The sequence below is a fragment of the Trichocoleus sp. FACHB-6 genome (assembly GCF_014695815.1).
GTDB classification, from domain to species: domain Bacteria; phylum Cyanobacteriota; class Cyanobacteriia; order Cyanobacteriales; family FACHB-T130; genus Funiculus; species Funiculus sociatus.
Map to the genome: position 1 here is coordinate 20,338 of NZ_JACJOY010000128.1, position 21,088 is coordinate 41,425.

Here is a 21,088-nt window from a genome sequence, read left to right on the forward strand (position 1 = left end):
TTTCTTTGGGATCATCGAATTTTCCCTCGTTCCTTGGCCCAGCCAGGGAACGAGGGAAAAGGCTCCAGCCTCTTACCTACACGTAGCTAGTCAAATCTACTAAGCGGTTAGTGTATCCCCACTCGTTGTCGTAATATGCCAGTACCTTAACGAAGTTATCGGCAAGGACGCTAGTCGAAGGTAAATTCACAATAGCCGAACTAGGATCGCCCACGCAGTCGGAAGACACCAAAGGCACCTCACTCACCTTGAGAATTGACTGCATGGAATCGCTGGCATACTTGCGTAAAGCGTCGTTAACTTCCTCCACCGTCACCGATTTTTCCAATACTGCACTCAAGTCTGTGACTGAACCAGTCGCGGTTGGGACGCGCAAAGCCATACCATCAAGTTTTCCTTTCAATTCCGGCAACACCAACGCCACTGCAACTGCTGCGCCAGTAGTCGTGGGGACAATATTCTGCGCTGCGCCGCGTCCCCGCGCCCACTCTTCAGGATGTCCAGTATCTACTAAACGCTGGTCGGCAGTATAAGCGTGTACCGTAGTCATCAGCGCCTTCTCAATGCCAAATTCATCATTTAAAATTTTGGCGATGGGGGATAAGCAATTGGTGGTACAAGAGGCAGCTGAAATGATATTGTCTCGCTCAGCATCATATTTTTCGTGATTTACCCCAAACACGAACGTAGGAACTGCACCTTTAGCAGGGGCGCTGATAATTACCTTTTTCGCTCCCGCTTCTAAGTGCATTCCGGCTTTTTCTGCTGTGCGGAAGATCCCAGTAGACTCGATGACGACATCAACTTCCAATTCTTTCCAGGGAAGGGCGGCGGGATCTCGTTCAGCTAGTAGGTTAATTCGCTTGTCGCCAATTATCAGACTTTTATCGTCATATCCCACCTCGCTCTCGAAGCGTCGATATACGGAGTCGTATTGCAGTAAATATGCTGCTTGGTCTGATTTTAAGGCAACGTCGTTGATGGCTACAACTTCCAGATCGCCTTTAGAAGCAGCAATGCGGAAGAAGGCTCTTCCAATTCTGCCAAAACCATTGATGGCTACACGTTTCATCAGTATCTCCCCCTTAACAACAATTTTTTTAGAATCAATTAGCAGTTGGGTAGGTGAACCGAACTATCTAACCTCTCCACTCCAGTCGCCACAATGGGAGAACCCCTGCAAGGCGCTGCCTTCCCAACTCATCAGGTGCAAGGTGCGGGGAGCCAAAATCAGCCCCCTCCTTGCAAAAAAAGATTTATTGGGCTTCCTCCTAAAAGGAGAGGTTTGGGTTGGGGGTTAGGTTTTTATGATGTTTACCTTTGTCCATCTACTTACAAATTAGTTAACTCTTTCATCCCATTTGCTGCTGTAATATTTGCCACTTTTAGGGAATGTTTAAGTTGTACTCAACCATTGAGAAATTAATAAACAATTAATCTTAATTTCGGGAATAATATACAAAATATCTATCAGAATAGGGACGCAATATGTCAGTTTATTTGACTGGGTGGCTAAAGAACGATTCAAGATTTTGGGATGATATGAACAATTTCTGAGCCAGCGATCGCTCTTTACAACTCCTGAGATTTCAGCTGGCAAAAATTGGGAACTCAAGGTTCCCGTCCCGCCATCCACACCACGACGAGCAATGAAGCGCGATCGCGTGAGTGCAAAGATAATAGTGATGCCTAGTCCATTTGTCTAACCTAAGTCGTATAATAAAATGCTGGCTAAATAGCCTTTTAGAAACTACCGCAGACTGAACAGTTAGCTACTGGTGTCAAGTGTATGCAGCTTTTTGCAACAACTCACCCCAAGCGCCTCCTGGTCAACAGCTCCAATCAATGCTAGTTATCCTAAAAGCCTAAATACTGCACTTTTTTTAACCCAGTCAGCGGCGGGAGGCGTTGAAATGAACTTGAACGGCAAAAGCAAAATTCCGGCAATTCTCAAAAATTACGAAGCCCAACTGTTGACAGAGTGGCTAAACGAGCAACTAGCTGCTGGTATCCGTAAAGACTTGCTCAGGGAGACAGAACTGCGCGAAGAGTGCAAAGAATTCCTTGACTTGTTTACAAATGCAGTACAGGCAGGTAACTTAACCGACATCCAAACGTCTCAGTGGCGTGGCGTGCGGGATTTGCTGGCTTCGATTTCGCGATCGCGATCGAATAAAGGCTTCACCCCATCAGAAACCGCCATCTTTGTTCTTTCCTTTAAGCAGCCTTTATTCAGCCGCTTGCGCCAGGAACTAGCACAGGATGTCGAGACACTTATAGATGAGATTTGGTGTGCCACTAACCTCCTAGATAAGCTAGGACTCTGGACGACGGAAAGCTATCACAAAGCCCGCCAAGAGGTAATCCTCCGCCAGCAAGAGGAATTGATGGAACTCTCAACGCCAGTCGTAAAACTGTGGGAAGGGATTTTAGCATTGCCCATTATTGGCACCCTCGACAGCGCCCGCACTCAGATTGTCATGGAATCTCTACTAAACAAAATTGTCGAAACGGGTGCAGAAGTTGCCATCATCGATATTACCGGAGTGCCAACCGTAGATACCCTGACAGCGCAGCACCTACTAAAAACAGTAACAGCTGCTCGACTGATGGGTGCTGATTGCATCATCAGCGGTATTCGTCCCCAAATCGCTCAAACCATCGTCTACCTGGGCGTGGATCTGGCTGATGTAATTACCAAAGCTACCTTAGCCGATGCCTTTGCTCTAGCCTTAAAGCGAACGGGGGTGGCGTTCGTTCGCTCCCAGACACCCACTTAATAAGCAAGGAGTTGTAATGGAACGCATCCCCATTCTTCAGATGGGCGAATTCCTCCTAGTCACTATTCAGGTGGATATGCACGATCGCCTAGCGATGACCTTGCAGGACGATCTGACAAACCGGATTACCCAGACAAATGCTCGTGGTGTCCTGATCGATATCTCAGCATTGGAAATAGTTGATTCCTTTATTGGGCGGATACTGGGAAACATTGCCAAGATGTCGCAGGTGCTAGATGCACAAACGGTTGTCGTAGGAATGCAGCCAGCAGTCGCCATCACTTTAGTAGAGTTGGGACTTTCCTTAACAGGTGTTCGCACAGCCTTAAATGTTGAGAAGGGAATGACTCTTTTGCAGCGATCGCTACGTAGAGACAGCGGCTATCGCGTCTCCACTCCAAGGGGGTTTCTGGATGGTGATGCACAAGCATGAAACCATGAGCATCAACACTTCGGCAGATGTTGTGCTAGTACGGCAAGCCGTGCGTCAGTTTGCCGTAGAACTGGGTTTTAGCCTGATAGACCAGACTAAAATCGTCACAGCAGCGAGCGAATTAGCACGCAACACCTTGGACTATGGCGGTGGCGGGACAGTCAAACTAGAAGCATTAGATGAAGGAATTCGTCGTGGTCTGCGTTTGACTTTTGAAGATTCGGGGCCAGGGATTCCAAACATCGATCTAGCCCTAAAAGACGGCTTCACCACCGGAGGTGGACTCGGTATGGGCTTAAGCGGTACAAAGCGGCTGGTGAACGAATTTAATATTGTTTCCCATGTCGGCGAAGGCACCTGCATCACAATAACCAAGTGGAAGTAACTATATGAGAGATCCAGTCGGCTTGCCCATCTTAGAGTTTAGTCAGGCTGGTGAAGCGCGACGGATGGCTTTATCCCTCGCTAGTAGTCTCGGTTTCAACGAAACAGAACGAGGGAAGGTAGGCATTGTTGTCACCGAGATGGCAAATAACCTGGTTCGTCACGCTACCGACGGTCAGTTGCTGCTCCAAGCTGTGGAAAAAAACAACATCGTGGGGATCGAAATCCTAGCGCTGGACAAAGGGCCAGGGATGAGCAATATCAGCGAGTGTTTGCGCGATGGCTATTCTACGGCGGGAACTGCGGGAAATGGCTTAGGCGCGATCGCTCGCCTCTCCACTGTTTTTGATATTCACTCTGTTCCCAGTGTCGGGACAGCCTTATTAAGCCAACTCTGGGCTAGTCCTAACCAAGAATTGCCGCTACGCAGCAATATAGATATAGATATAGGTGTAGTGTGCTTGCCCAAAATAGGTGAGGAGGTTTCGGGTGATGCTTGGGCAATAGATCGCTGTGGCGATCGCACTCTGTTATTAGTTGCAGATGGTTTAGGTCACGGCCCTCTAGCCGCCGAAGCGTCGTTAGAAGCGGTGAGGATATTTCGAGAGAATGTCTGTCAAAGTCCTAAAGAAATTATTGAAGCAGCTCATGCAGCTTTGCGAAGTACACGGGGAGCAGCAATGGCGATCGCTGAAGTAAACTTTGAAAAACAAGCAGTTCATTTTGCTGGAGTGGGCAACATTTCTGCCTCAGTTCTTTCTCCCAACCAAGAGATAGGACTAGCCCGTTCCTACAGTATGGTTTCCCATAACGGCACTGTCGGGCATGAGGTTCGCAAAATTCAGGAGTTTGTTTATCAGTGGTCTAAAGGGGGGATTTTGATAATGCACTCCGACGGTTTAGGTACGCAGTGGCGTTTAGATCGTTATCCTGGTTTAGTCGCAAAACATCCCAGCCTGCTTGCTGGAGTTCTATACCGGGATTTTACCCGACACCGCGATGATGTCACGGTACTGGTCGCACGGGAAAATTATTAATAACTCTAGGGTAGGCAAGATGGTAGTCCTACGGAAGAACTATAGCAGTCCTAAATGATTCGTGAAGGCGAGATGCCCGACTTCTTAGAGAAGTCGGGCATCGGAAGGGCTGGCGCACAACCCGTGCAAAGATTGCTATATAACAATCTTTACACGGGTTGTAAGAATTGCTCAACCGTAAAGAGGCGTTGGCGGAGCCTGCGCGTTAGCGCTTAGAGCAAGGGAGGAAGGGAAAGAAGGAAGAAAGACGAGCGAAGAGAGAAAGAAGAGAGACAGAAGGTTTTATAAATGATTTAGGATTGCTATATCTATTAATAAATAACCTATGGCTAAGGAAGAGATAACTATCCTCACTATAGAAATACGCTTTGAACAAGATGTCGTTTTGACACGTCAGCGGGTGCGCCAGATTACGGAGTTGTTGGGTTTTGACTCTCAAGATCGGGCGCGCATTGCTACTGCTGTTTCTGAAATTGCCCGCAACGCTTTTCAATATGCAAAGGGTGGAAAAATTCAATTTTGGGTGGAAGGCGAATCACCTCAAATATTCATGGTTTCCATTCGTGACCAAGGGCGGGGTATCCCTAATCTCAAGACTATTCTAGAGGGAAAATATGCGTCGAATACGGGAATGGGATTAGGCATTATTGGCAGCAAACGACTGATGGATCAGTTCCGCATTGACTCAACCCCTGAGCAAGGAACAGTGGTGGTGATGGGGAAAAATTTGCCTAAACGCAGTCCTATAGTCACCACAAAACGTTTGGCTGAGATTGCTAATGAGTTGATAATGCGATCGCCTGAAAATCCTTATTCGGAAATTCAGCAGCAAAACCAAGAACTGCTTCGCACTCTAGAAGAACTAGAAAAACGTCAAGCCGAGCTAGCTCAGCTCAATCGTGAGCTAGAGGATACTAATCGCGGTGTTGTGGCACTATATGCAGAATTAGACGAAAAAGCTGATTCTTTACAGCGCGCTAATGAACTTAAAACTCGCTTTCTCTCGAATATGAGTCACGAGTTTCGCACACCGCTAAACTCTATTTTGTCTCTGTCCCGCCTACTGCTAGATCGGATGGATGGGGAATTGACAGATGAGCAAGAAAAGCAAGTAAAGTTTATCCGCCAATCAGGTGAAGGCCTTTTGGAGTTAGTTAACGACCTTTTGGATCTGGCAAAGATTGAGGCGGGAAAAATTGTTATTCATCCGAATGAGTTTGAGGTAAGCGAGCTTTTCGGCGCTTTAAGAGGTATGCTGCGTCCTCTTCTCGCCTATAATTCTTCAATTTCTCTGATTTTTGAAGAACCCGTTGGTATTCCCACACTCTACACTGATGAAGGCAAAGTTGCTCAAATTCTGAGAAATTTTATTTCTAATGCAATCAAATATACAGAAAAAGGTGAAGTTCGCATTGCTGCCAAATTGGTTGGTAGAACGGTAGTTTTTTCGGTGGTTGATACCGGAATTGGCATTGCACCGGAGGATAAAAAGCGAATTTTTGAGGAATTTGTCCAGGTAGATTCCGCTTTTCAAAAGCGGGTTAAAGGCACAGGACTTGGACTTTCTCTATCACGGCATTTAACCGAATTGCTAGGCGGAAATGTTTCTTTAACAAGTGAGCTAGGGAAGGGTTCAACGTTCTTTGCTACCATACCGATTAGCTACAATAATTCCGAGTTTGGGGCAGTGGTGCCAGATGTAAACTGGCAGTTAGATCAGTCTCGTTTGCCTGTACTCGTAATAGAGGACAACGACGAGACATTCTTTACTTACGAGAAGTATTTCCAGGGTTCAAATTATCAGCTTATTCAGGCGCGATCGCTCCAAGAAGCCCAACTTGCTCTTGAGATGTTTAAACCTGTCGCGGTAATATCTGACATATTACTAAAAGAGCAAAATACCTGGAATTTGATTTCAGAAATGAAACAAAATGAAGCAACGCGGGATATCCCCCTGCTCGTCATTACCGTTATCAATAACGATAAAAAAGCGCTAGAATTGGGAGCAGATGCGTTTTTTGTCAAACCAGTAGAGCGATTATTACTATTGGATAACTTTAATAAACTTATTAATACAAAGAGACAACAGAAAATTTTGATAATTGACGATGACCAAGTATCCCGATATTTACTAAAGCAATTATTAGCTTATACTAATTTTACAATCCTTGAAGCCGAAAATGGACGCGAAGGTATCCGCTTAGCGGGAGAAGAAAATCCGGATTGCATTTTTCTGGATCTGGCAATGCCACATATGAACGGATTTGAGGTGATAGAACTTCTAAAAAGCGATCGCGCTACTAGCAATATACCGGTAATTATTAATACATCAAAAGTCCTAGAAGAAGAGGAAAAAAGGGATCTTGCCCGCAGGACGGTAGCGATTCTCTCTAAAGATCCATCGCGGAAAGATGCGATCGCCCGAAGTCGGGAAGCACTGCTTAAAGCTGGGCTAGTGCTGGAACCTGGAGAAAAAAATCATGGATGATAGCGTTATAACTATTCTGCACGTAGACGACAACGAAACTAACCGCTATGTCGTCAGCCGGATGCTAAAACAAGCCGGATTTCTGGTGAAGGAAGCAGCAACAGGCGAAGCTGGTCTGCGAATGGTTGAACAACAACCCGACTTAATTATCCTTGACGTGAAGCTTCCAGATATCGATGGGTTTGAGGTGTGCCGCCGGATTAAGGAAAACCCTGTTACGTCCTTTATTCCCGTATTACATTTATCCGCTAGTTTTGTCAATAGCAAAGACAAAGCACAGGGATTAGAAGGTGGTGCAGATGCCTACCTAGCCCAACCTGTAGAGCCAATAGAATTGATTGCCACTGTCAAAGCGCTGCTCCGCATCCGAGAAGCTGAGGAATCGGCGCTGGGTTTAGCGAAGGAGTGGCAGACTACCTTTGATGCAATGAGCGACAGTGTTTGTTTACTCGATGCCGAAGGAAAAGTCCTGAGATGTAACAGCGCCATGTGTCAGCTTTTAGAGAAACCCTTCAGCGACATTGAGGGTAGCTTTCACCAGGAACTCCTACAAAAAATACTGAGTTCTATCGAGGTGTGTCCCTTTTCTAGCATTCAGGAAACTCAGCGTCGCGAAAGCAGAGAGCTAAAGAACGGTACGCGCTGGTTTGCCATCACCGCAGAGCCGATATTTGACCAGAGCAAAGCTTTCACAGGTGCCGTTTACATAGTAGCTGACATTAGCGATCGCAAGTTTGCCGAAGAAGCACAGCAGGAAAGCGAAGAGCGGTTCCGCCTGTTGTTAGACAATGTGAAGGATTACGCAATTTTCTTTCTCGACACAGAGGGGCGTGTTGTCCGTTGGAGCGCTGGGGCAGAAAGCATTTTAGGCTATCAGGAAGCAGAGATCCTGGGACAACATTCTTCAATTATCTTTACACTAGAAGACCTGGAGCGCGGCGAGGACAGAAAGGAACTCCACTCAGCAGCAACGGAAGGTCGGGCTGAGGATGAGCGCTGGCACATTCGCCAAGACGGCAGCCGTTTCTGGGCAAGTGGCTTCGTAACCCCCTTAAAAGATGAAACTGGATTGCGAGGCTTTGTCAAAATCATGCGCGACTTCACCGAACGCAAGCAAGCTGAGGACGAACGCGCCCAGCTACTCGCCTCGGAACAGGAAGCACGCGCCGCCGCCGAAGCAGCCAACCGGATGAAGGACGAATTTTTGGCGACACTTTCCCACGAATTGCGATCGCCACTAAATGCGATGCTAGGGTGGCTGCGACTACTCAATACTCGAAAGTTTGACGAAGCAACTACTGCTAGAGCTATGGAGACAATTGAACGGTCTGCCAGAGCGCAAGCACAACTGGTTGAGGATTTGCTGGATGTCTCCCGCATTATTCAAGGCAAACTCCGCTTGAGTGTCCGCCCAGTGGAACTGTCTACTGTCATTGAGGCGGCTCTTGATACCGTCCGCCCAGCGGCTGAGGCTAAGGCAATCCGGCTGCAAAGCATACTCGACCCGGCAGCCGGGCCAGTTGCAGGCGACTCAGACCGTTTGCAGCAGGTAATCTGGAACCTGGTATCTAATGCGATTAAGTTTACGCCCAAGGAAGGGACTGTTCAGGTTAGCCTGGAACGGATTAACTCTCATGTGGAGATTACAATCAGCGATAGCGGAGAAGGCATCAACCCCGACTTTGTGCCTTATGTCTTTGAGCGGTTCCGTCAAGCTGATAGCTCTATCACTAGGCAATACAGCGGACTCGGACTAGGTTTAGCCATTGTCCGCAACTTGGTAGAACTGCACGGTGGAACAGTTCGCGCCCACAGCGAAGGCGCGGGAAAGGGAGCGACATTTATTGTCAAACTTCCCGTTATGCCTGTCCGTATGGAGACAAGCAATGCGGAGCGGGTACAGCCAGCATCTGTTGAAAGTGGAGTATCGTTCGATCCGCCGTCGCTGGATGGGGTAAAGGTACTTGTGGTCGATGACAATGCTGATACTCGCCTGTTTCTGACTACGGTACTCGAAGAGTGCAAAGCCCAAGTAAAAGCAGCTGCATCGGTGAGCGAGGCAATGGAGCTGATTAAACAGTCAAAGCCAGATGTTTTAGTGAGCGATATCGGGATGCCTGAAGAAGACGGCTATACATTGATCAGCAAGGTACGAGCGCTATCGCCAGAGCAAGGGGGACTGATTCCAGCTGCTGCACTAACAGCATACGCTAGGGCTGAGGATCGGACGCGATCGCTTATGTCCGGTTTTCAGATACATTTACCTAAGCCTGTGGAACCAGCCGAGTTAGCTGCGGTAGTCGCAAACCTCGCTGGGAGAAGTGGAATTCGGTGCTAATTGCTAATTGCTAATTGTCATTAACCCTTGACTAATACCTGTCATAATCTATTGGGTCATCTCGTCTGCTTTCCAACCGAGGCGGCAGAAACTCAGAACGCCTTCTTTGAGTGACACTTGGCGGATGAGTAGGAATCGGATGAATCACTTGCACTGTCCGGGAATGACGCTGCTGTTGCGAGAACACAACAAAAATTCCGGCAACGACAATGCCACCAAACAAAGTTAAAACGATGCCTCCGAATGCCCAGAGTACACCGGAAAGAATTTGATTATTCGGCTGCCCAGCGGTTGCCAAAGTCGCTGAGTTCACCTGTCCCCCCAGCACATTTGTTTTTGCCTGCGTTGTCAGAGCCTCGATAAGCGTCTGCTGATTCCGCAGTTGAAGTTTCATCTGCTCAGTTTCATTCCGCTGCTGTTCCAGCTGATCTCTGAGCCGCTCTGTGTCGTTCTGCTGTCGTAGACAATAGGAAGAAGATTGAGTCTGATCCTGCGGTGCGATCGCGCTAGCAGCAGGAGGAGGAGGCGGCAGCTGCCCCGTCATCGAAGGCTGACCAAGCGGCGGCGGTGGCACCGCAGTATAAGCGGATAGGTTAGTTTGGCCTGCACTACCTCCTGTCTTCAGCAAGACGATAGCCGCAATTCCAGCGAAGGCAGCCCCGGCCAGAAATGCCATACTTTTATCACTCATCGTTCTTGCTTCTTAACTGCAACTTAACCACACACAGAACTGACGCACTCTGACCAACCTCACTTTAACCCGACTTTACTCGCGTTGAACACCGCAACTGAGTATAGGGGGTATTGAGCAATTTGTTAACACATCATATCTTTTATGAATACTTCTAATACATTCATGCACCAGAATATTTTAGGTATCTATTTCAAATTTTTTTACCTGGGCTTTTGCCCACCTAGATACTCATCAGTGCTATGCTTGCCACACTAGGCGGTTATCATGTCTTGGGGTCTACCATCGGCATCCAAACCACCGCCATTTAGCCCAAGATTCTGCGAAATGAGCGCATCAGAAGAACTGGTTACTTATGAAGGCGGCTGTCACTGTGGCGCAGTGCGCTTTCGCGTCATAGTGGACGAGCATAACGCAGATGATTGCAACTGCTCCATCTGTAGAAAGAAGGGTTTTTTACATTTGATTGTGCCACCGGAGCATTTTACCTTACTGTCTGGTGCAGAGGTTTTGACAACCTATACCTTCAACACTGGTATTGCCAAGCACACTTTCTGTCGTATTTGTGGGATTCACCCATTTTATCGCCCCCGCTCCCATCCCGATTCGATTGATGTCAACGTGCGCTGTTTGGATGGTGATGTCTTGTCTCGCTTTCACATCGTTCCTTTTGATGGGATGAATTGGGAGGAAAACGTACATAAGATTCGCTCTGAGACATCCAAAACCGAGTGATAAATCGGCAAATATTTCAAAAAAAAATTAAAATCAAGCTAAATGGTAGATTAATTCTGCCAACGGCGGGTACTAAAATGCAAGCATGGTCAGGGGCATTGGTTCAAAGAAGCTGTTGAAGGCTGGAAGTGGCTGTAGGCAAGCTCTTACCCAACAGCTGTAGCGGTGAGAAAAATTAGCAAGTTCTTACACCGTAGCGGTTCTTTAAGGGTAGGGAACGTTTTAGACTGGCAATCTTCCTTGGCTTCTAATCTTATAACCTGACATTTATGTAATGGCTCAGCTCTCAAAGCCGAATTTCAGTGGAATGCGATCGCGTCTGGTACGCACAGGTGCCTCAGTATGGAGGCTACCAACAGTTCTAGTGAGTGTGGCAGTCAGTATCTTTGTGGTGGGGTTGCGGCAGCAGGGCCTGCTGGAAACCTTAGAACTGGGTGCTTATGACCAAATGGTGCGGCTGCTACCAGAGGAAAAACCAGACCCTCGCCTGTTGGTAGTGGCTGTCACGGAAGCGGACATCCAAACTTACAAAAATTACCCAATAACTGATGGCGTAATGCAGCGGTTGTTGACAAAATTGCTTTCAAAAAATCCGCGTGCTATCGGGCTAGATATTTATCGCGATTTGCCCGTAGAACCGGGTCATGCGGCATTCTCCAAGCTAATGAGTAGCGATCGCCGCATCGTTCCGGTGTGTGCAGTCAAAGACGCGGAAACCCCCGGCACACCACCACCGCCCAAGATTGCCAATGACCGCGCTGGCTTTGCCGATATAGGGAAAACTGATTCTGATGGCATTATCCGCCGGGGTTTGTTATTTGTCTCTCCATCCGCTCACAAGCCTTGTCCTAACCCTAACTCCTTTGGGTTCCAGCTGGTACAACGTTACTTGGAAAAAGAAGGAATTGAACCAACAGACAGTGAGGAAGGTTATCTCAAAATAAAAAATGCCGTATTCAAACCGCTACAAGCCAATGATGGAGGGTATATACGGGAAGATACACGCGGTTATCAAATCCTGCTAAATTACCGCGCCCCCAAATATCCAGCAAAGCAAGTCACAATGTCCCAAGTTCTCAACGGTCAGGTTGACGAAAACTTGGTAAAAGACCGCATCGTTCTCATCGGTGTCACCGCCGCCAGTGTTGATGATGCTTTTTATACTCCTTACAGCGCTGGAGTGACGGGAAACCGCAAAATGCCCGGAGTTGTGATTCATGCCCAGCTGGTAAGTCAGATTCTCAGCGCTAGTCTAGATGGGCGTCCTCAATTTTGGTTCTGGGCTGAGTGGGGAGAAGCACTTTGGGTAGTAGGTTGGTCTGTAGTCGGCGGACTGGTGGCATTTCGGCTGCGGCATCCAGGGCATCTGGCACTAGCAGAAGGCGCGTGCTTAGCGGTTTTGTCTGGAACGTGCTGGCTTCTGTTTACTCAGGCGGGATGGGTGCCAGTGGTGCCGCCAGCCTTGGCTTTGGTGATGACTGGTGCTGGGGTGATGGCTTACAATACTCACCAAGCCGAGAAAGAGCATAAAAAAATTGCGCTTTTGGTTCGGGAACAGCAGAATAATTTGCTGGAGATGCAAGCACTGCTGAAAGAAAAACGGCAGGAGACTTTAGCGACAGGTGCGATCGCTCCTGAACAATCTTGGGCGCGAAAGGATGATGATTCAACAGCGATCGCTCCTGAACAATCTTCGGCCACAGATGATAGTTCAACTGCGGTCTGGGAAGACAACCCAGACGCGACTACCAAAGCCGCCGATCTGCACAACGAGCAATCAAAGCGGCCTCTCTTACCATTGTCCTTAGCCGGACAAATAGGCGATCGCCGGGGTGGTTCCCTACTAGCAGGACGCTACAAAACCGTTCGGGGTTTAGCTTCCGGCGGTTTTGGTCACACCTATCTAGCAGAAGATATCAAGCGACCTGGTAATCCCCTGTGCGTGATTAAGCACTTGATGCCTGCTCATCGTGATGAAAAATTTTTGCAACTGGCAAGACGACTGTTTCACACAGAAGCGGAAATTCTAGAACAGTTAGGTCATCATCCTCAGATTCCCCAATTATTAGCTTATTTTGAAGAAAACCAAGAATTTTACTTAGTTGAAGAATTTGTCAAAGGTCATCCGCTGAGCGACGAATTACCAGTAGACAAGCGCCTACCAGAAGCACAAGTAGCTGAAATCCTGTACGGGATTCTAGAAACTTTGGCTTTTATCCATGAAAACTACGTAATCCACCGGGATATCAAACCCAGTAACATTATCCGCCGCGAAAAAGACAATAAACTGTTTTTGATTGACTTTGGGGCGGTTAAACAAATGCAACCCCAAAACCCTAACGAACAGGAAAATCTCACCGTTGCCATTGGTACGAAAGGTTACACGCCGCCTGAGCAATACAAAGGTAAGCCAAACTTCAGTAGCGATATCTACGCCGTTGGCATAATTGGCATTGAGGCGCTGACAGGCATATCTCCCCAAAAGCTTTCTAGTGACGAAACCTGCAACGTCATCTGGCGCGATTTCGCCTCAGTTCAGGAGGAATTTGCCAACATCATCGATAAAATGGTGCGTTACCACTTCCTCGACCGCTACCAGACAACTTTAGAGGTGCTAAACGATTTGAAACGCCTAAAAGATTCTGGCACTTTACAACAGTCGGTCATGCCCAGACAAGATTTGGGACTCACAAGTGCGGAGCCAGAAATTAGAAGTACCTCTTCAGGGGTGCCGAGATGAGGGGGATTGGGGATTGGGGATTGGGAATTGGGGGCTGGGTAGTAGAGGGAGCTGGGGGATGACCACTCCATAGTTAACAGGACTTACGCAGTTAATTAGTGAATGCCTGATTCTGTCGTAGGGGCATGGCAATGCCATGCCCCTACAGCGTGTTGACGTGCGTAAGCCCTAGTTAAAAAGGGATTGGGAATTGGGGGCTGGGTAGAAGAGGGAGCTAGGGGATTAGCACCCCATACTTAAAAATGATTACATTTTTAAGTTGTGAATTAGAATTTTTAAGGGATAAAAGTGGCACAATGAAAGTCTGTCAATAACAAGCCCGGAGTAAAAATTCTGTGAGTCCGACTGCCTCAGCGCCTGAAAAAAGAGCAAGCCGTGCGGTTTTTCCTTTCACTGCGATCGTCGGTCAGGAAGAGATGAAACTGGCTTTGCTGCTGAATGTAATTGACCCCAAAATCGGCGGTGTGATGATTATGGGCGATCGCGGCACTGGCAAATCCACCACCATCCGGGCGTTGGCTGACCTATTGCCCGAAATCGAAGTCGTTGCTGATGACCCCTTCAATAGCGATCCCAACGACCCCGACGTGATGAGCGACACCGTGCGCGACCTGGTTGCACAGCAACAGGAAATACCCGTCGCCAAGAAAAAAGTCCAGATGGTTGACCTGCCCCTTGGTGCCACAGAAGACCGCGTTTGCGGCACCATCGACATCGAAAAAGCTTTATCCCAAGGAGTCAGAGCCTTTGAACCCGGACTCCTCGCTAAAGCTAACCGGGGTATTCTCTACGTGGATGAAGTCAACTTACTTGACGACCACCTGGTAGATGTGCTATTAGACTCAGCAGCTAGTGGCTGGAACACCGTAGAACGGGAAGGCATTTCGATTCGCCACCCTGCCCGGTTTGTGTTGGTGGGTTCCGGCAACCCGGAAGAAGGCGAACTGCGCCCCCAATTGCTCGACCGTTTCGGAATGCACGCTGAAATCCGCACGGTGAAAGAACCAGCGTTGCGAGTGGAAATTGTAGAGCAACGAGCCGAGTTTGACCAAAATCCGCAGCAGTTTCTCGAAAAGTATCAGGACAAGCAACAAGAGTTGCAACAAAAGCTAGTCAGCGCCCAAGAGTTACTACCCTCGGTCAAGATGGAGTACGAACTGCGGGTAAACATTTCCTCTGTTTGCTCAGAATTGGATGTGGATGGTCTGCGGGGTGACATCGTGACCAACAGGGCCGCCAAAGCGATCGCAGCCTTGGAAGGACGCACCGAAGCCACTGTAGACGACATCCGCCGCGTCATTGCCCTTTGTCTACGCCACCGTCTCCGCAAAGACCCCTTAGAGTCGATTGATTCCGGCTACAAGGTAGAAAAGGTCTTCGGGCGTGTCTTCGGACTGGAGATGTCCTCAGAAGAAACTGGCACGGCTACATCGAACGGAGTCCGTCAGGGCGTAAGGTAATGGGATTGGGGATTGGGGGTTGGGAATTGGGAATTAGGAAATTGGGAATTGGGAAAAAGTCTTATCTAGTCCCTAGCCAGTAGTCCCTACTCCCCAGTCCCCAGTCCTCAGTCCCTAGCCCCCAATCCTGTATGTCTGAACCGCTAATTGAACTAAAGGGAATTTCTAAATCTTTTGGCAGCAGTGTCATCCTAGATCAGGTTAATCTGACGATTTATCAGGGTGATGCGCTGGCAATTATTGGCCCCTCTGGAACTGGGAAATCGACGATTTTACGAATTATTGCCGGACTGCTGGCTCCCGATGCTGGCGAGATTTATGTCCAGGGAAAGCGTCGTCAGGGTTTAATTGAAGATGCTGAAGATCCGATAAACATTGGCATGGTGTTCCAGCAGGCGGCTTTGTTTGACTCCTTGACAGTGGAAGAAAATGTCGGCTTTCTGCTGTTTGAGCATTCTAAACTAGGGTATCGGCGGATACGAGAACTGGTAGAGGAAAAGTTGGAGATGGTCGGGTTGGGGGGAATGAGCGATCGCTACCCCTCCCAACTTTCCGGCGGGATGCGGAAGCGAGTCAGTTTCGCTCGTGCTATAATGTCCAATCCAGACAGCTCCCAGGACACGCCAGAAGTTTTACTGTATGATGAGCCTACCGCTGGACTTGACCCCATCGCCTCCACGGTGATAGAAGATTTAGTCCGGCAGTTGCAACGTCAGCAAGGCGGTTGCGGCAGTTACGTGATGGTGACGCACCAAGATAGTACCATTCGCCGCACCTCTGACCGAATTGTGTTTCTTTATCAAGGACAGATACAGTGGTCAGGTGCAACTAGTGAGATTGACACTACAGATGATCCTCTGGTGCGACAATTTTTTAGCGCCAGTGTAACCGGACCCATTCATGTTGTCGGCTAAAATCAATTAAAAATTAAAAATTAAAAATTAAAAATCTGGTTTTTTAATCTTTAGTTTTGCATTTTTAATTTTATGAGGAAGACAGATGCGATCGCGAACAGTTCGAGAAGGCTCCGTCGGTTTGTTAATCCTAGTGTCCCTTTTCTTGTTTGGTGGACTAATCTTTTGGATACGTGACATCAGGTATGGTAAAAAAAGCTACACGATAATCGCAGAATTTGCCAACGTTGGGGGAATGCAACAAGGCGCTTCCGTCCGCTATCGCGGCGTTAACGTCGGTCAAATTACCGCCATTAATCCTCGCTCTAATGGCGTGGATGTGACAATGGAAATTTCACCAGCAGACTTGGTAATGCCAAATGAAGTCGTAGTTGAAGCCAATCAATCCGGTCTGTTGAGCGAAACTTCCATCGACATTAATCCCCTCAAGCAGCTCCCCCCTGAAGTTAAAGTTGCTCTGCCGCTTGACCCCCAATGCCCAACGGGTCTGATTGTTTGTAACAACGAGCGTGTAAGAGGTCAAATTGGTATTAGTTTCGATGAACTGCTTCGCAGCACTACCCGCATTGCCAATCTCTACAACGACCCAACTTTATTAGCTAACCTGAAAGCAGCCACTAAAAATACCAGCGATGCCGCAGTTGGAGTGGCGCAACTAACTCGCGATTTCTCCGGTTTGAGCGCGACAGTACAACAAGAGATAAAAACCTTCTCAGGCGCTGCCAATGCTGTAACCCGTGCCGCTAACCAATCCAGCGCCCAACTTAGTCAAATTGGCGGTACAGCCAATCAATTCGGTTTGGCAGCAAATCAGATTACTAGAACTGCCAATCAATACAGCCTAACCGCCACTCAGTTAAACCAACTGCTTGGCAATGTCAACAGCTTAGTGGTAGAAAATCGCTCGACTCTGCTCAGCACTTTAGATAACTTTTCCACGAGCAGCCTACAACTACGCACTACAGTCAACAGCCTGACGGGACAAGTCAACCAGTTTGGCAATACGGAACTGCGGCGTAATTTAGAAGTTCTTTCGGCTAACGCAGCGCAGGCATCTGTTAATGCGGCGCAGGCATCAGCTAACTTGCGCGACCTTACCACCGCTCTTAATAGTCCAACAAATTTGGTGGTATTACAACAAACATTGGATTCGGCGCGGACAACTTTTGAAAACGCCCAGAAAATCACATCCGATTTGGACGATCTCACAGGAGATCAAGCTTTCCGTAACAATTTACGAAATTTGGTCAATGGACTCAGCGGTTTGGTGTCTTCAACGCAGCAGCTAGAGCAGCAGGTTCAGATAGCTGAGGTTTTGGAACCCGCAAGAGCGGCGATTAACACGCAAGTTGCCGCAGGAAAAATGAATAAAGACGTTTCTTCATCGTTCTCCTCTAGCCCTTTGACAAATATTAAGGCCCAGAAGCAGTTAAAGTCTAACCCAATTGCTCGACCGAAAGCGATCGCTTTACCCCCTGCCTACTGGCATGAAGAATCAACTCAGCCAGCGGCGGATTTTGAAAAGAAAAATTAACTCGCTTTTGTTACTCAGGATGAATGACTGTTTCTATCATCCAAACTTCTGCTGCGGCTAACTTCAAACAAACAGGAGGCAGAAATGCCTAGCCTAGAATCTGTGAATGGAACCCCCGCTAAACGCCAAGGATGTTATAGCGACCCAAGGATGTCAATATAATATTTTACTGGTTCTGTCGCGGAGCGTGTTTAGAACAATCTAGTATGGCAACAATTAACACCAACTACCTGAAGCTGAAAGCAGGCTATCTGTTTCCCGAAATTGCTCGACGGGTGAATGCTTTCGCACAAGCCAATCCTGATGCCAACATTATTCGGCTAGGTATTGGCGATGTCACGGAACCACTGCCGGAAGCCTGCCGCGCGGCTATGATCAAAGCTGTGGAAGAAATGGGCGATCGCGCTAGTTTTAAAGGTTATGGCCCAGAGCAAGGCTACGCCTGGTTACGCGAGAAAATTGCTATTAATGACTTCCAATCGCGGGGATGCGAGGTTGATGCGTCGGAAATCTTCATCTCCGACGGTTCCAAGTGCGATACAGGCAACATTCTCGACATCTTTGGAGATGATAATGCGATCGCTGTTACCGATCCTGTTTATCCGGTGTATGTAGACACTAACGTGATGGCAGGACATACGGGAGACGCTAACGAGAAGGGCGAATTTAAAGGTTTAGTGTATCTGCCGATCACCGCAGAGAACAACTTTACCGCAGAGATACCTCGCGAGAAAGTTGATTTGATTTATCTGTGCTTCCCCAATAATCCTACGGGAGCGATCGCTACCAAAGAACACCTGAAAGCATGGGTAGACTACGCCAAAGCCAATGGCTCCATCATTTTCTTCGATGCAGCCTACGAAGCATTTATCACCGATCCCAACCTTCCCCACTCCATCTACGAAATTGAAGGAGCAAGGGATTGCGCGATCGAGTTTCGCTCCTTCTCCAAGAATGCAGGTTTTACTGGCACCCGTTGTGCGTTAACAGTAGTACCAAAAACGCTCACAGCAAAAGCCACCGATGGTTCTGATGTGGAACTCTGGAAGCTGTGGAATCGCCGCCAGTCCACCAAATTTAATGGCGTGTCTTATATCGTGCAACGCGGAGCCGAGGCGGTTTATTCCCCAGAAGGTATCGCACAAACTAAGGCGCTTGTCAACTTCTATATGGAAAACGCCAAAATTATTCGCGAGAAGCTGACAGCAGCCGGATTGCAAGTATATGGGGGCGTGAATGCACCTTACGTCTGGGTGAAAACGCCCAATGATTTGTCTAGTTGGGATTTCTTCGATAAGTTGCTGCACACAGCGAATGTTGTGGGAACCCCCGGTTCTGGTTTTGGTGCAGCAGGCGAAGGCTACTTCCGCATCTCGGCGTTTAATAGTCGGGAAAATGTGGAAGAGGCAATGAAACGGATTACCGAGCAATTTAAGGTCTAGGGCGAGTAGTTTTGACTATCGATTCTCGTTGATCATACTAGACCTTTTATTGGTAGTGGTAAGTATAGCAATCCTATCTGAGACGTGAACTATAGCAATTCAAGGATTGGGTGCGATACATATGTAGGGCATGGCAATGCCATGCCCCTACCAACCTTAGAACCACAATATATTCCACCCAACTGAGAAACGCTATATATATTTTTCGTAAGCCACGCATACAGTTTACAAATCAAATAGGATTGCTATATGTAATGGAAAATGCACTAAACAGTTAATGAGGTATTTATGTATACGTCTACAGTTACCCCGAATATTATCCTATTCGGCATAGTAAGCGTGTGTAAGCTCTGCTAGATTCTAAGCTTTGATGAGTGTGATTTTTTGTATTTATAGTAACAAAGTAAACTAAACGCAGAACTATTCCTTATTATGTAGAGCAATAAACTGCTCAACCCAATTCAATAATGCCTTTGGGTAGATTTAAAGCGATATTAAATCAGTTTAATAAAAAGTATGGTATCCGGCAGGAAGTTCCCCGGATTACTTCCTACCATCATGACCGATAGTAAGTTAAACCGAAATTCCTCCCTGACCAATTTTGAGTAATTTTTGTTAGAAATGAGGTATCAATATGCAACAGCGTTATGGTGATCTAATCAACCGGATTAGCGACAAAGAGCGTGCTTTTGCCCTAGCCATTGGCATCTTCTTTTTGTTTGTAGGCATTGTTGGATTTATACCAGGCTTTACTGCTATGCCTGAAGTTGCATCCGATGCGCCGCTTTATGTACCTAATCTCAAGTTTAGTGACGGATACGGCAATGTGTTGGGACTATTTCCCACCAATTATTTGCATAATGCCGTACATATTGTAGTGGGTATTCTGGGAATTGCTGCGGCTACTAGCCCTAGTGGTGCGCTGGTATTCAATCAAGGTTTTGCCATTGTATATACCTTGATAGCAATTATGGGTTTGTTGCCCTTCACGAACACAACTTTCGGCTTAATGCCAATCTTAGGAAACAATGTTTGGCTTAATGCTCTCACGGCGGCAGCAGCAGCTTATTATGGGTTCTTTAAGCCTGCAAAATTAAAGGATGTTGGTGTATCGCCTGGCGTCTAGTTTGGTAGGGTGCGTTAGCTAAGCGTAACGCACCCTACGCTGTAAGTATTTTGTATATTAAAATACAATCTTATTTAACATAAAACTATTCCTTAAGTAGAAGTAAGACAAGCTTTTAGGATGAAGCTGAAATTTCCCAGGATATCGAAAATAAAAGAAGTATTTGATTCCCTCGGTGTTAATTGCGGATTCAGTTGGCTATGTGGAGGAAGCTCAAGCTGACCCCAGTGTGGGTAAGATTCCAAAAGATGCTGCGATGTTTCAAGCTGTACCTTCAATGTTAGAAACATCCCTTGCACTGCCTAGTAAACATACGTGGATTGAGTTTTTTGCCCCTTATCAAATTAAAGGTGCAGCAGCTACTGGTTTAAACGGTACAGGATGGACTGAGGAGTTGAAAAATCAGGTGGCTTGCGGGATGCCGGGACGCAATTGTGCGCGGGTTTTTCTGCATACTCAGGGTCGGATTGCTCAGGCTCTAGCTGATGTAGGTTCTGGTATGAAATCAACAGCAAAATCTGTCTTAAATATCACATAGGGGAAAACAAAATTATTATGATTGCAAGAGATTTCATTATTTGTTTGCGAGAAACAACTTTCAGTTTTGCACTGAAAAAACCTCAAGAGTGTTTGTTACATCTTCCCTGTGGGTGTGCTAATCCAGGGCAAGCAATCAAGTGTGAAGACTGTCCTTATCTTGAGGCTTGTTTGTCTCGTTGTAAGCCGAAGAAAGCTAAGGCAAGCAATGTCAAAATTGTTTGATTGTACCAAGTTGCATTCATAGGAACTATAGCAATCCTATTTTAGGTGTGAAATTTCCCTTTTTTTTACGAACCGCAGGGGAAAGAGAGAGCGCAGAAGAGGAGAAAAGGGAGAATCTAAATAAATTAGGATGGCTATAGCAATCCTAAATGATTCGTCAACCCCTGGTGTAGGGACAAGGCATTGCCTTGTCCCTACACCAGGGGAATACTCGTTCACAACTT

Annotated in this window: 15 protein-coding genes and 1 pseudogene; 14 read left to right on the forward strand and 2 right to left on the reverse strand. The window is 47.3% G+C overall.

Translation table 11 applies throughout. From position 1 onward, the window contains the following. Positions 1-76 precede the first annotated feature (76 nt). Positions 77-1,075, reverse strand: a complete 999-nt coding sequence (gap, locus tag H6F66_RS26705) for a type I glyceraldehyde-3-phosphate dehydrogenase (RefSeq protein ID WP_190428130.1) — start codon at positions 1,073-1,075, stop codon at positions 77-79. Between the two features lie 838 nt (positions 1,076-1,913). On the opposite strand from gap, the gene H6F66_RS26710 reads away from it, so the two are divergent. The 6 genes from H6F66_RS26710 to H6F66_RS26735 all read left to right on the forward strand — a co-directional run bounded on the left by H6F66_RS26710 (position 1,914) and on the right by H6F66_RS26735 (position 9,460). After that, positions 1,914-2,780, forward strand: coding sequence for an STAS domain-containing protein (locus H6F66_RS26710; RefSeq protein ID WP_190428131.1), 867 nt, complete (start codon positions 1,914-1,916; stop codon positions 2,778-2,780). A gap of 16 nt (positions 2,781-2,796) precedes the next feature. Beyond that, complete coding sequence (locus H6F66_RS26715) at positions 2,797-3,213, forward strand: STAS domain-containing protein (RefSeq protein ID WP_190428087.1); 417 nt, start codon at positions 2,797-2,799, stop codon at positions 3,211-3,213. Between the two features lie 4 nt (positions 3,214-3,217). Beyond that, positions 3,218-3,598, forward strand: a complete 381-nt coding sequence (locus H6F66_RS26720; RefSeq protein WP_242019077.1) for an anti-sigma regulatory factor — start codon at positions 3,218-3,220, stop codon at positions 3,596-3,598. Between the two features lie 4 nt (positions 3,599-3,602). Continuing rightward, positions 3,603-4,634 (forward strand): ATP-binding SpoIIE family protein phosphatase, encoded by a 1,032-nt coding sequence (locus tag H6F66_RS26725; protein WP_190428091.1) that lies wholly within the window; start codon positions 3,603-3,605, stop codon positions 4,632-4,634. Between the two features lie 325 nt (positions 4,635-4,959). Beyond that, positions 4,960-7,122, forward strand: a complete 2,163-nt coding sequence (locus tag H6F66_RS26730; protein ID WP_190428093.1) for an ATP-binding protein — start codon at positions 4,960-4,962, stop codon at positions 7,120-7,122. Next, on the forward strand, positions 7,115-9,460 hold the full coding sequence (locus H6F66_RS26735) for a response regulator (protein ID WP_190428094.1): 2,346 nt from the start codon (positions 7,115-7,117) through the stop codon (positions 9,458-9,460). Before H6F66_RS26730 ends, H6F66_RS26735 begins: the two co-directional genes overlap by 8 nt. 31 nt (positions 9,461-9,491) lie before the next feature. On the opposite strand, the gene H6F66_RS26740 is transcribed toward H6F66_RS26735, so the two are convergent. Continuing rightward, positions 9,492-10,151 (reverse strand): heterocyst differentiation related protein, encoded by a 660-nt coding sequence (locus H6F66_RS26740; RefSeq protein WP_190428096.1) that lies wholly within the window; start codon positions 10,149-10,151, stop codon positions 9,492-9,494. A 327-nt stretch (positions 10,152-10,478) separates the two neighbouring features. Between H6F66_RS26740 and H6F66_RS26745 the strand changes: the two genes are divergently transcribed. From H6F66_RS26745 to H6F66_RS26780, 8 genes and pseudogenes are all read left to right on the forward strand, one after another. Continuing rightward, complete coding sequence (locus H6F66_RS26745; protein ID WP_190428133.1) at positions 10,479-10,886, forward strand: GFA family protein; 408 nt, start codon at positions 10,479-10,481, stop codon at positions 10,884-10,886. A gap of 274 nt (positions 10,887-11,160) precedes the next feature. Beyond that, positions 11,161-13,626: a CHASE2 domain-containing serine/threonine-protein kinase gene (locus tag H6F66_RS26750; protein ID WP_190428098.1), complete on the forward strand. Its 2,466-nt coding sequence runs from the start codon at positions 11,161-11,163 to the stop codon at positions 13,624-13,626. A 335-nt stretch (positions 13,627-13,961) separates the two neighbouring features. Beyond that, the gene (gene bchI, locus H6F66_RS26755; protein ID WP_190428100.1) at positions 13,962-15,086 is read left to right on the forward strand and encodes a magnesium chelatase ATPase subunit I; all 1,125 of its coding nucleotides are present in this window, start codon (positions 13,962-13,964) and stop codon (positions 15,084-15,086) included. A gap of 131 nt (positions 15,087-15,217) precedes the next feature. Next, entirely contained in the window at positions 15,218-16,000 is a 783-nt protein-coding gene (locus tag H6F66_RS26760; RefSeq protein WP_190428102.1) for an ABC transporter ATP-binding protein, read from the forward strand. 85 nt (positions 16,001-16,085) lie between these two features. Further along, positions 16,086-17,534, forward strand: coding sequence for an MlaD family protein (locus H6F66_RS26765; protein ID WP_190428104.1), 1,449 nt, complete (start codon positions 16,086-16,088; stop codon positions 17,532-17,534). Positions 17,535-17,740: 206 nt separating this feature from the next. Next, a complete protein-coding gene (locus tag H6F66_RS26770) occupies positions 17,741-18,976 on the forward strand; it encodes an LL-diaminopimelate aminotransferase (RefSeq protein WP_190428105.1) in 1,236 nt (411 codons plus the stop codon). 634 nt (positions 18,977-19,610) lie between these two features. Continuing rightward, a complete protein-coding gene (locus H6F66_RS26775; protein WP_190428107.1) occupies positions 19,611-20,102 on the forward strand; it encodes a DUF4383 domain-containing protein in 492 nt (163 codons plus the stop codon). Positions 20,103-20,259: 157 nt separating this feature from the next. Further along, positions 20,260-20,640: pseudogene (locus H6F66_RS26780) on the forward strand (hypothetical protein); the annotation flags it as partial. Between the last annotated feature and the right edge of the window lie 448 nt (positions 20,641-21,088).